Raw genomic sequence first — 13,556 nt, 5'->3', positions numbered from 1 at the left:
TTGCTTTCCGGATCTAACCAACCGTTTTATTTCAGACCATTTCAAAAGTTTCTTTGTACATCCGATCAAAAAATATTTTTGTGTACAATGAGGAAGTATTTTCCTCAGACTAGAAATAGTAATAGTAACTATTTGACCCATTGACTTGAAAACGCCTATATGACAGCCAAAAAGCCATAAGAAGGTTTAAGATAGACATCCGTCCTATATATACAAGTAGTAAATGACAAAAACTAATAACTCATTCATAGACAAAATAATGAATATATTCAAACAACCAAAAAAGAAGCAAACAACAAATAGTACCAACTAATTTTCTATTTGTTTGAAATAATTTTGCTACGTATTCATAGTACGCGTAGTTCAATTCGATGCATTTGGACACCTGCATTCATAATTATTTTTATGCAACGGCGTTTTCATCCCAAATTAGTTGTTGGTATATGATACTTCAGTCCTAATTTTCAGTAAATTAAGGGCCAAAATGAATCCACAGAATAATTGGTTGTTAGAACTCGACTCGCGCCTCAAGAGTGGTCGAAAAATCAAACGGGTCGTCACCAATTCAAACTCTTGTTCCTTTGTTATGAATTCAGATGAAGGCTTTTTTGGCTAGACTGATGCAATTAGATTTACAATAGGTCTTCATATAATTACATCTTCAAATATTTGATAAGGAATTTGAGATATATAGTTAAACTAGGTTATATCACGAAGGAACAAAATGACCCACCAGTAATAAATTAGATGTTCGTTAAGTGATCCACTGTATTCCTGATTGATATTGTGGATAAAAATTGGTCCACATATGAATATCGTGTTTTCAACAGAAATGAAAACTTTTATCATATTTGAAGTATTTATAGAGACAAATACGCTTTCTTATCTATAATAAAATGATAGATGAAGATTATCTTAATGGTTTTATACGCTATTCTAGAATGGTTGAAAATGCGTTTGATTTTTACAAGAATAGCCTCCGCAGCTTAATAAAACTAGAACAACAAAATAATAATAATCCAATAGTAATCGCCCAAACAAATCTCATATTGAATTCATTGGATTTGAATAAGAAGACTATTTTAGATAATATAGGTATTCTTTTTGACAAATCTGAAAATTATGGAAAAAGTCAATATTTGAATACCGTGTTTTTGAGAAGTGTTCTCAATATATATGGGAAAGATTTAGATCGTGGTATTGTTCTATTGGAGAACGAATATGAATATTATCTCAAGGAACATGATATTCTTAAAGAAGAGGTAGAATTAGTATATGAACTAGTTGAAATTATTAAGCGGCTGAAGCGATGATTTTGGATTAAGTTCTCTCAACCCTTGCCAAGATCGAGTTTGTTTCGCTATACTTTCATGAAACCAAATTTGGATAGTATCACCATTTCAATTACTTAGAGATCTCTTATCGTGTGCTCAGTCCGATAGTAAAAAAACGAGAGCAATGTAATGCAACGAATAATATTAAATAACTACAAATGAATCTACCTTTAAAAAACCGATTTTAAGTTGTTTAAATCATTGGGCTTGTAATTAGACTCCGCCAATCAGCTAGATAAAATTACTGCGATAAACAAATGCTCAGGTGCCTTTGAACATATCTTGAATCTGATTCCTTAGGTCTTTTGAACCAGGTAGCTTCATGATAGGAGGGTAAATTGAATAAGCTAAGAGAGCATCGTGAATAATGAACAGATCGGTCAAACAATAGATTGCTACCTTATGCAACTTACGGATAATTATTGTTCTTTAGATAACCCAGATAATGGTAATCATACGATTACATACGATTATCCTTGTTCTGTCCTAGATGTGGTTAAATTACTTCATGTCTAACACCAATTTTTGCAATGACGTAATTACTGAGAAAATTTTATCGAGTCAATAAGATTGTCCGACAAATACCTATAATTGTTGTAAAATCCGCTAACCCCTTCATTTCCGGCAAAATTTAGTTTGAATATATAGGTATGGTCAGAATGATTGGTTTCTATGATTTTGTCGATCTCTTTGATGTCTGTTAAGCCGATGGGTTTGCTAATTGCCACTGATCCTGCTTTTTCACCGTCAACTGCTGTTCTATTAAATGAAATATCTTCAATAACAATAGCTTTGGAATCCTTTAACAGACTCGATCTTGCTAATTCCATATTTTCCTGAGTTATTGGAATTGCTTTGTCGATACATGAAACCATCAAGGTCATGTTCAATGAATCAGGATCCGCAAGGTTCTGGAAACTTTGGATTTTAAAACTATTGTTAGACTTGTCATTATCTAACACAATATCGGAAGAATAAGGGTGTTTTAATGATATACCACAGTTGTTATTTTCATAAGCCTCCCATGTTGGTTGAGCTAATGAGCTTGGCACAGCAATAATTATGGTGATAAATGTCAAAAGTGTTACTACAACAAGAATTTTAATCAATATTCCAACTAACAGTTTTAGCACTTGAATCCATTATATACTTTTATCAAAAAATTCTTGAATTATTTCTATTTTTTTCTTAGAACAACTAAGGATTCGCTATGAAGTTGGTTTTTCAAGATCTCATAATCTGATTTTGAGGTAGTTCATCCTGATGTTTCCTAAAGTATCTCTACTTTTATATTCTAAATACTTGAACCAGTTAGAAAAACACATCTATCATCAATCTTTTTCTTTTTTTGGCTAATTTCTTAATAATTACCGGGAGGAAAAGTTAATAAACATGAATAATTTTTTTCATTCAAATTTATGATTGTGGGCTCACCTACATCCTTCCCTAGCTAATTATTACAATATTAAAGTATGATTCCAGGCTTCATGTAAAAGTATCGTATCTGCAGTTAAGAACACTGGAGAATGAATTATAAATATCACACTAAACAACTCGTGGATATTAATTCCAAAGTAAGTTGCACAATATTACTAAATTATTTATGCGAGCAAAATACTATAATTTAGTTTTATTGAAATCAAACAGTAGTAAGCATCTAAGCTATGATATAATTAATTTCAATTATATATTCTGACTATAATGAGCAACATAACAAAAACTCAAAAAGTAGGAATATTCGCAATATTTATTGCAGCAGCCCTAATTGGTTCAGTAGTATCTTTTGGTGATAACATGGCATATGCAGGTGGGAAGAAGAAACACAATGATTCAGAACAAGAAATCGAACAAGCACAATCAAATAAACAAAATGGACAGTGTGTCACTGGTACAATATCATTGTTAGATTGTAACAACGTAGGTTTAGGCCTTCAATTCCAAGACGGTAACATAGCCGCAGGACAACAATAATTCCTCCACATTTTTTTAGTTATTTTCTATGAAATAAATTGCTGAAAATTCTTGATGATACTTATCAAGAGACTATATGATATATAATCCTTTTTGGATAAGATTAAAGACTCAGTCATTTTACATTTCAAATCTGAAATAAAATTTTAATTATTAAATTAGCGTTCATCGAAATTCTAATTAGTAGATCTTTAAGGTTATTAGAGTAATTATTCTATGATCAAAGCCCAAAAGGTCAATTGGTTTTTGAATAGGTCATCAGTTCTTGCCTTTCTAAAGTATTACTTATCCCCCTATTCCGATGAATCAGAAGCCTTTTACAACAAGATTTTTGCTCTGGTGTTGGTCTACCTTATGGTTTTTTGCAAGTTCTATTCAAAGGTACATTCAAATTCTGAAAATCTAAAATTAACCTTATTAGATTACAGTTATGATCCAATACAAACACAGTTTAAGATCCTAAGGAAAGTAATAAGAAGCGGTTCACATACTTACGTCCCAAATTATTGGTTGCATTGTGGAACTTCGACCCTTTTTCCGGTTTGGGTGATTGTGATGAATTATTCAAGTTTGTAATATCATCTGATTTTTCAAATAAATCTTTCTTTAATTAGGTCCGGCAATACAAGATATATGACGTGTTAACCATTTCAAATTTTGAGATCTGGAATAAATCTTAAAATGTTATGGTTTCATATAGAAGAAGAGGAAATTAATGACGATACCATTGGTCAAAACAGCTACAGGATTTGAAGAAAATGCTGTTATTGATGCTTTAAAATTAGCTTTTGTAGCCGATCCTGCCACTCGGTGGGTATGGCCAGATTCACAGAAATACCTTTTACATTTTTTCAAATTTGCCAAGGCCTTTGGAGGAAAAGCATTTAAACACAAAACTGCATACTATATCGGAAATTATCATGGTGCTGCACTTTGGCTACCTCCAAATGTTGATCCTGATGTTGACGCCATTCTTGGACTACTTCAAGAAACTACATCCGAAGAATCTCAAAAAGTTGTTCCAGAAGTATTTGAGAAAATGGGTGAGTATCATCCAAATGAACCCCATTGGTACTTACCACTTCTAGGAGTGGATCCTCATCACCATGGTAAAGGGTTAGGTTCCTTTTTGATGTTACATGCACTGACTATGTGTGATAAAGATAATTCATTGGCATATCTCGAATCATCAAATCCAAGGAACATTTCCTTTTACAAACGACACGGCTTTGATTTGCTTGGTACGATTCAAGTAAAAGAATTTCCTCCCATTTTTCCGATGCTTCGCAAGCCTCGGTAATGAGTGATGCTATTTTTTGTCGACATTGCAATCTAGTGGATCATGAGGTACTGCTTACGACCTCAAAACATTGTTAGTAAAAATATCGGTAGATTCTCGCACACCAACTATTCTCATCTTTTTCCTCAATATTCTTATGACTCCCTATATTGCAGTCTGAATAAATGCTATCAAATTCTTTTAAAACATTAGACCAATTCTGAGAGAGTTCATTAAAAGAATGTGTAAAAACATCTATTGGATCACTTGGTTCATCTGGAAGATTTCTTACCTGTTCAAGAATTTCCTCCCTTTCATCAAGAGTCATATCCTCAAAATCTTTCATGTTGTCAATATCCTCTTTGGATGCTAAAAGTATTATAGTTAATTTGACCAACACTTTTTGTCAATTCCAATTGTTCATTGATGTGTTAGATGTCTAAACCACGCTCAATCAATATTGTTTTTTGAATACCGGAGTATGTTTTGGGATCAATTTTTGATGACCTAGGTCAATAGACTCTACATCTTCAAGATAACAAATGAAATTCTGATGTAGTAAATTTTTTTCTAATAATTATTCCACAAATATCCATAAAGACGATATGAAAAATTTTGACTTTTCCTATCGACTTCAAAATAAGGGTGTCAAAAATATATTCACCTGTTTGAAACTTTTCAACATATAAAAAGTATTAAGATTGATGCCTAACCAGATGTGTGAATCTAAGCCAATTCTTCACCACGTCACATCATGTCATATAAATTGTAATTTCCTACATGGTAATAGTAATTCACCTAATTGTACCTAGGTGATTATGTACAAAAATATCTAACGGCTCATATTTATTAACGGGCTAAATTATTTAATATGGAGTTTATGCCTTACAAGTGGGACAAACAAAGCGGTGTAATTTGTTATCATAAAATGATTTCTCCACCTCATAGTCTGTTTTGCATTTGGTACAAATCATCTAATACTTTCAATAGAAACATATATCAGAATATAAATGTTTACTGAGAATGTAGTTATATGACCTAGAAATCCAATTTATTTAATTATCAAGCTTAAAGATAAGTTTCAGAAACCAAAGTTTTGATATTTCTAGATACAAATTTCAATCCAAGTAAATAATATGGTTACTATTGTATGAAAGGTTTTAAATATGCATAATCTCACATGGTATTGCATTGACGGCTTAAAACAATGATCACTCTTACAACGGTTGCAATGCCATTAGTTCCTATTAGCTTGTGCAGACCAGACGGAAGCAAGTTACTAAAATGAAAATGAGTTCCCATAGATTAGATGCTGATTTGATTGCAAAAGGTCCTGAAAGTGCGTACAACCTATAGAGATTTACATGGTTTAAGAATGGAATATTATTGTACGGAAAGTTACTAGCATATGTTGAATATTATCTAACTTGCAGGATTATTATCTTTGGTAAAAAAACATATAAATTTAAAGTGATAAGATCTTGTCGGAGTATAAGAAAACAGAGATATGTGTTGACTTATGGATCTAAAAGATTTTGTTTGAATTTCGGGAATAGATGAGCGAATTCGCTCCTACCACCGGGCTCATGACTTTCTAGAAGGGATATTTGTAGTGTATTTGACTTTGGACTGGTTCATATGAATAATTTTTATATTTGGCAAAATCATGTCCTTAATGTGGATTCAAATACTCATGAGAATGGTGTATCCCATAATGACATTATAGTATCTCAATTTACAAAACAGGCCATTCCATTTTCACAAATGGCTCAACATTCAAATCATTATGGATTAGATTTGATGTTTGAAATGAGCCTCCCACAAATCGATGACAAAGTTTTGGACGTGGCATGTGGGCCAGGAATTATAGCTTGCGAGTTCGCTAATAAAGTAAATCACGTTACAGGTATTGACATAACTCCTGCTATGATTGAAGAAGCAAAAAATCTCCAGATAGAAAGAAAACTTAGTAATATAGATTGGAAGGTAGGGGATGTAGCTAGACTTCCCTTTGGGGATGATTCCTTTTCTTTGGTGGTAACAAGATATAGCTTTCATCATTTGATTGAACCAAAACAAGTACTTGAAGAAATGAAGCGTGTTTGCAAACCAAAAGGAAAAATCTTCATAATTGATGTTACTCCAGATAAAAATAAAGTTGAGGCGTATAACCAAGTAGAGAAATTACGCGATAGCTCACACACCGGAGCAATGACTTTTGATATGTTAAGAGGATTAATGCATGAGGCCGGCCTAACTAATTTAAAATCCAGGCATCATGAGTTAGAAATGGGACTCGAGAGCATATTAGAATCGTCATTTCCAAATCCTGAGGACATACCCAAAATTAGACAATTATTTAAGATCGATATTACGTTGGATAATCTGGGCATGAAAAGTCATTTGAAAAATGGAGAAATTTTCTTCTATTTCCCAATTTCAATGATCCTTGGGATCAAGAGTTAGAATTTTCATAAAAAATCAATATTAGAATAAAGATCAAACTCCCTATTATTTGTAAGTGTACCTTCGATCCCTGAATAATTTTGATATCCTTCTTTAGATATGACTCGTCATTAATAGCACTACTGCTTTTTCAAATAAAAAACGTTTGTGTGGGCAGATTAAAATTTTCTTTTGTCGAGCTAAGAAAAACCATGATGAAATGGTAGAAGTTAACAGACTGTCTCGAGATTTTTTCACAAAATGTCATCAATCTGGATTTGAAGTATTTTCTCTTGACAGCAGGGAGAACGTGATGGAATTTGTAAATTTATCTAAACTATTTCAACCAATGAAGATGAAGAGGTTTGGCTATATTCTACTCCTAATTCTCCTTCATGATGGACGAATTCACACTCATCTTAGAGATTAGTTTTTGGTCTTCAAAGAATTGAACTTTGGCTCGAGAGGGGAGACAATTGCATCCAATAATCACAAGTTTAAAGATCTTTCGAATGTGTGGAAAAGCATAGGGTCCACATTGATCCTCATGCTGACAGGGCTATGATTTCTGATAATTGAAGAAAGGTAATCTTTCGAAATGGGTATTTATTACAATTAATTCGAGTGCCTAATTTATTTTTTTTTGATGTCTTTTCTTGTTAACACATTACTAATACAGCCGACTTGAATGTTGGTTTCAGTATTAGTGCCTCAATTACATGTGAATTATAATCAGCTTGGACCTAGATTACATTCAGGCTATTTACTATGCTGTAGTATGCTAAAAGATCTTCATGTACTGGAGGCAGATTTTGTTGACACCATGATATTCATTCCGAATCTAAAGAAGGAGATTATCAAAATAGTACAACTTCGACAAAATACTTCTTAAATAATCTATCGACTAGCTATTAAATGAAAATGAAACTACCAGTTTTTAATAAATTTAGAGATTCAAAATTTTTGCTGCTGATGGTATTATCAGGACCCGGGTTTTTCTTTATGTCATCGATGATTAACGATGCCAATGCAACTGAGGATAATTCAACATCAATGGTTCTAAATACCCAGCATACGATTCCATTAAAAGTCGCCCAACAGTTAGCAATGGCCACACAAGATGCCTGTACCGATAAAGGATTTCCTGTCACCGTGTCTGTTTTGAATCGAGACGGTATAGATATTCTGCTGGCCAGGGGTGACGGAACTACCGGCGCTTCAGTAGATGTTGCACAAGACAAAGCATATGCTGCTGTGGGCTTCCAGTCACCTACATCTGGATTGGAGGAGCGTGCAAAGACCTCTAACCCTGGAATAATAGCAGTTGAAGGGTTCACTGTCCTTCCTGGTGGTCTCCCCATTAGAGCAGGCGATGAGGTCGTCGGCGGGATTGGTGTAAGTGGAGCTCCTAGTGGTAAAATCGACGAGGAATGTGCCACAGCAGGACTTTCAGCAATAGCCTCCACAATATCCAGCATAGACACAAGCAATGCCAGCAATCAAATGAACAATACCTCTGTGACCAATCCTAATTCAAATCAGACTAGTAATGCTAGAAGCAATAACTTAACTTCAATAGAGTCCAGTCCTTAGTCAACATCAGGAAGACAAAGTGGATGTGAGATAATCGGATCGAAACCATTCCTTCCTTTTTTTCACACAAATACAAAAGAATAATTGTCAGATCGGTTGGCAAACAGTAAAACATCTAATCCATTAAACTTATTTGTAAAATCAATACTTTGAGTAAATTAGTTCTGGGCAGCAGGTATCGATTATTAAAACCCAATATTATGTTCTGATATCTTTGGCTCTCTGCCACGAATTCATTAACAAATTTTTCGACAAAAATATATGAGCTATATTACAGCGTAAATGAAAGTCTTCTAATAAAAATTAATCAAAAAAGTTTACAAGACAAAATTAAGTCGATTTGATCCAACAAAATATTCTTGCTATTCGATTATGGTAGTGTTAAAGCACTATCTGATGAACCTGTGTAAAAATTCAGAAGAAACCATTTTCGCTCAATCATAGAGGCACTATTAGCTATTTACGTGGTGACCTCTAGAATGCCATAGATATTCACCTTTCATATTACAGGTCTTCAATGATTGTTCATTTTATGAATCAATTGTTGCTATTCTCATCCTGGCCTAGTATCTCAATTTCAAGGTGTTAATTAGAGATGCCCATGGTCCCAACGCACGTAGTATTGGACCCTTGTTGACAAGATTCTGACCCAAGGACAATGGTGTAAGGTCTTTGCTCAAATAGGGATTTTACTGCGACACTAACACCGAATTCGTCTTCAACTGGAATTACAAATTCATCGGACTTTTTCATTTGATGTAGTGGGATCATCTCCGTCTACAGATATCAAATAAGATTGTAAATAATTACTACTATTGTCCCTAATAGTAATATTCGCCTCAAATGCTTCGTCCTCAAAAGCAACCGCAGTGGCCACAAAGTTCACATAATTATGAGGGAATGCAGTTGGATTAGGACCTGGAGTAGCTGGAGGTTGGTTATTGTGTCCTAAACACACCTCAAAAATATCAGATGCTAAAACTCTGATATTGCCATTGCCTTCATAATTTGGACAAGCTTTTTTAATTGAATTGACTATCTTGTTATTATCTTCTAAGGTAGCATAAGCTTGATTGTTGGATTAAAATGACATGTTCAAAATACCAAAACTTGTCATTAACAAAAATCCAACCGTAAAAGGCAATAAGGTCGAATTTCTTATATTATCTCGTTTTAATCTTAACACTCATTTTTTACCATCAAATGAAATATTAGGAATTAGTCAAAGAGAGTAGTCAATTTGTTAATATGCCATGTAATAGAACAATAATTTGAAGTAATTAAGCCACTGACCTCACCTATTTTTGTACAATTCCATTTCTAGAATCTTCACAACCTTTACTCTTTTTGATCCTATTGGAAGGATAATTGCGATTGACAGAAATGATTATGGTCTATTATGAAAAATATTTATCAGTATGACAATTGATACAAACTACTTCATCTCCTACTTTCTTATGTGCAATAGAATTAAAGGTTACACAATTAGAACAAAAAATAAAATCATCTGGAAAACCGTTTTTATCAATCTTTTCTTTCATCTCTTTTGTTACAATCATCTTTTATAGTAAGTCTATCGAGTAATGTATTAGTAAAATCTTACTGCTAGAAAATAAAGCTATGGATAACAGTAGACATTAAATTAATAATCCTTAGGCTACTCTTGTTGAAATTAAGTAGGAATTTAGCAATCGTCATTGAAGTAAACAATCCAATAATGTTAAGAAAAACTTACCCCCACGAAACAGTATTAATTTCAGATCTATAATACAAATTATATTAAACAGAAGTCAAAAAAATCTAAGATTATGAAATAGATGTAGGACTAGGAATTTCATCAAAACTCATTTTAGGCTTACGTCGTATCCCTATTATAGTCGTCTTTTTCCCATTATAATTCTACAAAAGCGACTAATTCTTTTGTTTTATCATTTATTACAGGAAAAGCAGTCAATACCTTAGTAAAATCTTTAGAATCTCTCTTTACTATAATTCTGTGTTTAAATTTGTGTGAGTTATCTGGTAATGGGTCAAAGTCAACAGTCGAACTAACCACAATTATGATTCCCATTAAACCCTCATAAGGGATTAGGAAAATCTTACTTCTAAGTTATAAGCCTCATATGTCTTATTTCCTCCTAAGATATTTTAATCATTGAAAGATTGATTTATTTGGTCTGAATGAACCTTAACAATTTCTATATTGTCTGGACTTATTTTGATTGATTCAATTTCATCCCATAAACTTTGAAATTCTCTAATAATTTGAAATTTGGTATTATTGCAATTTTTACACCTAAAGGAGACTAAAATGTCAATACCCTCATTCGTAGTGATAGCCTCAATATTCTCTGTGGTAATATTTTTCGAACCACATTTGGGGCATTCAGCATGCTCCATGAGAGCCAAAGGAATTATTTTCCAATCCGTCCACCAATTCGATGGGTTATTATCCTGACTGAATTTGTTGAATCTATTCTTCCCATTCATCGTTTTTTTACAATAGCGGCATTCGGCCCTACCATACACAGTAAACAGTCCAGTTCGATTATTCCAATTCACTAGCGAGACTTCTATCTTAATTTCACTTTTAACCCAAGACATACACCAAGGACATGGTTTCCCAAAATCTTTATACAATACATAAAAGAATATGTGTTGATTATTATTATTTATTTGAAAGTGGCTGAACCTTAAGATCTTGAAAGGAGATTAGGTGGTGTCCTATAATCCAATTTACATCTTTTACGAATCGTTTTAAACTTAGCCTATTTTGATTTAGTCTAAAGTCATCAAATATCTTCTGGTATAATTGTTCTATTGTCCAAAGTGTTTTTTTAGAATCGTAAATTCCTAGTAACTGTCCGCATACAACAAGATTACTTTTGATGAGGATATTATCCTCAAAACTCATCAGAATATTTTTATGTTAATCCTTTAAACATTTTCTCTTAGGCCAAGCTTTTAAACGAATACATCATTGGATTAGTTTATTTCCTCATTTCCGTGCTTAAGAATCCATTACTCTCTTATAATAATTCATGAGTGTTCTTACTTATTGACGTTTATTTTGATAACGTGTTTTCTTTTTCAATCCTTCCCTTCTCGTTTGAATGATTGATAACGCTATAATTTTCATCATTTGAACTAGATATTGATAAATTATTACTATCTTAAGCCTCCAAATTTGGAAATTCCAAACAGAGGATGCTCCGGCCGGGTTTTGAACCCGGGATCGTCGCCTTGAGAGGACAAATTAACGATTATAGTAACTCCAACGACTAAAAACATATAGATTATAATAAATTCTTGCAGTACATGGAATCAATTGGTCTAAACCGTGTCACAATGAAAACTAGGATCGCATATGCAAGGAGGTATGATCATTTGATGGTAACAGGAGATTTCTCAGAGATAATGGAGTTTTCTAATGACAAGAAGAAGCACATAATGAAATCATTGGCATTGTTGTCTAAATATTTGGGTTGTTACGATAGGTGGCAAGATTACAAGAATAGGTATCAGTTGAAATGGACCGTAAGCAGAGACTCGCTCGCGAGTTTTCAGATCATGACGAATCTAGACAATGAATTCAGTAATATGGTCGACTGAGTTAAAAAGTCAATTGAAAAATATCCGCGATTTTCAAATATCATGTAATTTGGGGTTTTGACAGGCTTGCGGCCGGCCGAAACTTTGGAATCATTCAATTTACTTCCAATTAGGGAACCAAAGAAAGAATATCTCTCTAAGGATAGAAAAGTTTTAGAACATTTTAGATTTCCGTCCATATCCCTGAGAAGGACCAAAAAGACATTTATCTCGATTATGAATGAGGATATATTGAATCTTGTCGAAGAACATGGAGATGAAGTTTTGAATTATGACAAAGTTAGATTAACTTTTGAACGAAACCATCAAAAATTTTACATGTCCTATTGTAGAAAGATCTTTGCTACCTTCTTGAGAAACGAAGGAGTAGAGACAGAGTTGATAGATCTATTACAAGGTAGAATAGCTAATTCGATATTTGTTAGACACTATTATAGACCAGACATGTCAAAATTCGATGAGATACGGGAGAAGTTAACTAGATTGCACGATTTGCTAGTTAATTAATGGATAGTGACCGGACTGACAGGAATGACACTATTTTCCAATCCCTTGGTAAAACTTGATGATATTGCTTTTTCGGTTTTCCAGTCAAAACTATCAAGGGGCTTGATTTAGACTACTTTCTAATATATCCACATTGAAATTAATTGCATTAAAGAGGGAGTTATCCCCATTTTAACTAAAAGTATTGAACAAATATTCTAATCTTGTCTTTTGCGCCGCTATTTTATCTCTTGAATTTAACTCCCACATCTACAATGTATAAATATGTAATAGAAATTTTGAATAAAAAAAGTACCAGAATGATTATAAGCATAAATTTCCTTCTACAATGTGCTCTTTGATTTGTAACGGAATATGTGAAAGGTTTAGGGCCAAAAGGAATCCTGAATTCCCAACTAGATACCCGGAAGGACAGAAAAGATGCACCTTATGAGAGATATTCATAAAATGGGATGATAATCTATATTGTCCATGTTGTAACCATAGATTAAGAACAAAGCCATATCGCAAGGGCCTAATGAGGGAGAAATACAGAGAAGCTACCATAAAGCGATATTAAACTTTCAAAGCGTGATTCTATTTCTATTCTATTGTAAGGTGGCTGGCCGGGCCAAACATAATCAGATTGTATACCAAAATAGTCACTATACTAAAGACAACTGAGGATTCCTAGTCTAAATGGCAAGTAATGGATAATGGGGTCGATAAGTTACTATCTAATTTTTATTCGTATTGAGATAAGTTTAGTGTTGTGTGGATAAAAAGGAGACATCTGTATATTCTGCTGTTGTCTCCATATTTTGGCGACGGCTTAC

At 33.2% G+C, this 13,556-nt stretch carries 16 protein-coding genes; 8 read left to right on the top strand and 8 right to left on the bottom strand.

What is annotated here, in order from left to right:
- Window positions 1-941: 941 nt before the first annotated feature.
- Window positions 942-1,313 carry a hypothetical protein gene (locus NMY3_RS13585; RefSeq protein ID WP_231100088.1) on the top strand — a complete coding sequence of 124 codons (372 nt, stop codon included), beginning with the start codon at window positions 942-944 and terminating at the stop codon, window positions 1,311-1,313.
- A 560-nt stretch (window positions 1,314-1,873) separates the two neighbouring features.
- Here NMY3_RS13585 and NMY3_RS13580 read toward each other — a convergent pair.
- On the bottom strand, window positions 1,874-2,467 hold the full coding sequence (locus tag NMY3_RS13580; RefSeq protein WP_196816366.1) for a hypothetical protein: 594 nt from the start codon (window positions 2,465-2,467) through the stop codon (window positions 1,874-1,876).
- Between the two features lie 568 nt (window positions 2,468-3,035).
- Between NMY3_RS13580 and NMY3_RS13575 the strand changes: the two genes are divergently transcribed.
- The 3 genes from NMY3_RS13575 (at window position 3,036) to NMY3_RS13565 (ending at window position 4,605) form a co-directional block, all read left to right on the top strand.
- Window positions 3,036-3,305 (top strand): hypothetical protein, encoded by a 270-nt coding sequence (locus tag NMY3_RS13575; protein WP_196816365.1) that lies wholly within the window; start codon window positions 3,036-3,038, stop codon window positions 3,303-3,305.
- A 246-nt stretch (window positions 3,306-3,551) separates the two neighbouring features.
- The gene (locus NMY3_RS13570; RefSeq protein WP_196816364.1) at window positions 3,552-3,881 is read left to right on the top strand and encodes a hypothetical protein; all 330 of its coding nucleotides are present in this window, start codon (window positions 3,552-3,554) and stop codon (window positions 3,879-3,881) included.
- A gap of 139 nt (window positions 3,882-4,020) precedes the next feature.
- A complete protein-coding gene (locus tag NMY3_RS13565) occupies window positions 4,021-4,605 on the top strand; it encodes a GNAT family N-acetyltransferase (protein WP_196816363.1) in 585 nt (194 codons plus the stop codon).
- A 73-nt stretch (window positions 4,606-4,678) separates the two neighbouring features.
- On the opposite strand, the gene NMY3_RS13560 is transcribed toward NMY3_RS13565, so the two are convergent.
- Entirely contained in the window at window positions 4,679-4,984 is a 306-nt protein-coding gene (locus NMY3_RS13560; RefSeq protein WP_196816362.1) for a hypothetical protein, read from the bottom strand.
- A gap of 1,277 nt (window positions 4,985-6,261) precedes the next feature.
- Here NMY3_RS13560 and NMY3_RS13555 point away from each other — a divergent pair.
- Together NMY3_RS13555 and NMY3_RS13550 are read left to right on the top strand one after the other, a co-directional pair.
- Complete coding sequence (locus NMY3_RS13555; RefSeq protein ID WP_196816361.1) at window positions 6,262-7,050, top strand: class I SAM-dependent methyltransferase; 789 nt, start codon at window positions 6,262-6,264, stop codon at window positions 7,048-7,050.
- A 900-nt stretch (window positions 7,051-7,950) separates the two neighbouring features.
- Entirely contained in the window at window positions 7,951-8,622 is a 672-nt protein-coding gene (locus NMY3_RS13550) for a GlcG/HbpS family heme-binding protein (RefSeq protein WP_196816360.1), read from the top strand.
- 585 nt (window positions 8,623-9,207) lie between these two features.
- On the opposite strand, the gene NMY3_RS13545 is transcribed toward NMY3_RS13550, so the two are convergent.
- The 6 genes from NMY3_RS13545 to NMY3_RS16930 form a co-directional block, all read right to left on the bottom strand.
- On the bottom strand, window positions 9,208-9,375 hold the full coding sequence (locus NMY3_RS13545; RefSeq protein ID WP_196816359.1) for a hypothetical protein: 168 nt from the start codon (window positions 9,373-9,375) through the stop codon (window positions 9,208-9,210).
- On the bottom strand, window positions 9,359-9,580 hold the full coding sequence (locus NMY3_RS13540; RefSeq protein ID WP_196816358.1) for a hypothetical protein: 222 nt from the start codon (window positions 9,578-9,580) through the stop codon (window positions 9,359-9,361). The genes NMY3_RS13545 and NMY3_RS13540 overlap by 17 nt, the downstream gene beginning before the upstream one ends.
- Window positions 9,581-10,513: 933 nt before the next feature.
- Window positions 10,514-10,693 (bottom strand): hypothetical protein, encoded by a 180-nt coding sequence (locus tag NMY3_RS13535; protein WP_196816357.1) that lies wholly within the window; start codon window positions 10,691-10,693, stop codon window positions 10,514-10,516.
- Window positions 10,694-10,770: 77 nt separating this feature from the next.
- Window positions 10,771-11,226 carry a hypothetical protein gene (locus NMY3_RS13530; protein ID WP_196816356.1) on the bottom strand — a complete coding sequence of 152 codons (456 nt, stop codon included), beginning with the start codon at window positions 11,224-11,226 and terminating at the stop codon, window positions 10,771-10,773.
- A 64-nt stretch (window positions 11,227-11,290) separates the two neighbouring features.
- Complete coding sequence (locus NMY3_RS13525) at window positions 11,291-11,536, bottom strand: hypothetical protein (RefSeq protein WP_196816355.1); 246 nt, start codon at window positions 11,534-11,536, stop codon at window positions 11,291-11,293.
- Between the two features lie 254 nt (window positions 11,537-11,790).
- Window positions 11,791-11,913 (bottom strand): hypothetical protein, encoded by a 123-nt coding sequence (locus NMY3_RS16930; RefSeq protein WP_257719988.1) that lies wholly within the window; start codon window positions 11,911-11,913, stop codon window positions 11,791-11,793.
- A 96-nt stretch (window positions 11,914-12,009) separates the two neighbouring features.
- On the opposite strand from NMY3_RS16930, the gene NMY3_RS13520 reads away from it, so the two are divergent.
- Both NMY3_RS13520 and NMY3_RS13515 read left to right on the top strand, forming a co-directional pair.
- Complete coding sequence (locus NMY3_RS13520; protein WP_231100087.1) at window positions 12,010-12,234, top strand: hypothetical protein; 225 nt, start codon at window positions 12,010-12,012, stop codon at window positions 12,232-12,234.
- 66 nt (window positions 12,235-12,300) lie between these two features.
- Window positions 12,301-12,741, top strand: coding sequence for an integrase (locus NMY3_RS13515; RefSeq protein ID WP_196816353.1), 441 nt, complete (start codon window positions 12,301-12,303; stop codon window positions 12,739-12,741).
- The last annotated feature ends 815 nt before the right edge of the window (window positions 12,742-13,556 follow it).

Source organism: Candidatus Nitrosocosmicus oleophilus, assembly GCF_000802205.1.
GTDB lineage: Archaea > Thermoproteota > Nitrososphaeria > Nitrososphaerales > Nitrososphaeraceae > Nitrosocosmicus > Nitrosocosmicus oleophilus.
The sequence above is the reverse complement of the archived record's forward strand: the minus strand, read 5'-3'. Positions and strand labels throughout refer to the sequence as shown.

Bases quoted from the DNA above. Each gene is read 5' to 3' on its own strand.
- NMY3_RS13585 (WP_231100088.1), top strand. From the start codon at position 942: ATGGTTGAAAATGCGTTTGATTTTTACAAGAATAGCCTCCGCAGCTTA.
- NMY3_RS13575 (WP_196816365.1), top strand. From the start codon at position 3,036: ATGAGCAACATAACAAAAACTCAAAAAGTAGGAATATTCGCAATATTT.
- NMY3_RS13565 (WP_196816363.1), top strand. From the start codon at position 4,021: ATGACGATACCATTGGTCAAAACAGCTACAGGATTTGAAGAAAATGCT.
- NMY3_RS13550 (WP_196816360.1), top strand. From the start codon at position 7,951: ATGAAACTACCAGTTTTTAATAAATTTAGAGATTCAAAATTTTTGCTG.
- NMY3_RS13545 (WP_196816359.1), bottom strand. From the start codon at position 9,375: ATGAAAAAGTCCGATGAATTTGTAATTCCAGTTGAAGACGAATTCGGT.
- NMY3_RS13535 (WP_196816357.1), bottom strand. From the start codon at position 10,693: ATGGGAATCATAATTGTGGTTAGTTCGACTGTTGACTTTGACCCATTA.
- NMY3_RS13530 (WP_196816356.1), bottom strand. From the start codon at position 11,226: ATGTCTTGGGTTAAAAGTGAAATTAAGATAGAAGTCTCGCTAGTGAAT.
- NMY3_RS13525 (WP_196816355.1), bottom strand. From the start codon at position 11,536: ATGAGTTTTGAGGATAATATCCTCATCAAAAGTAATCTTGTTGTATGC.
- NMY3_RS16930 (WP_257719988.1), bottom strand. From the start codon at position 11,913: ATGTTTTTAGTCGTTGGAGTTACTATAATCGTTAATTTGTCCTCTCAA.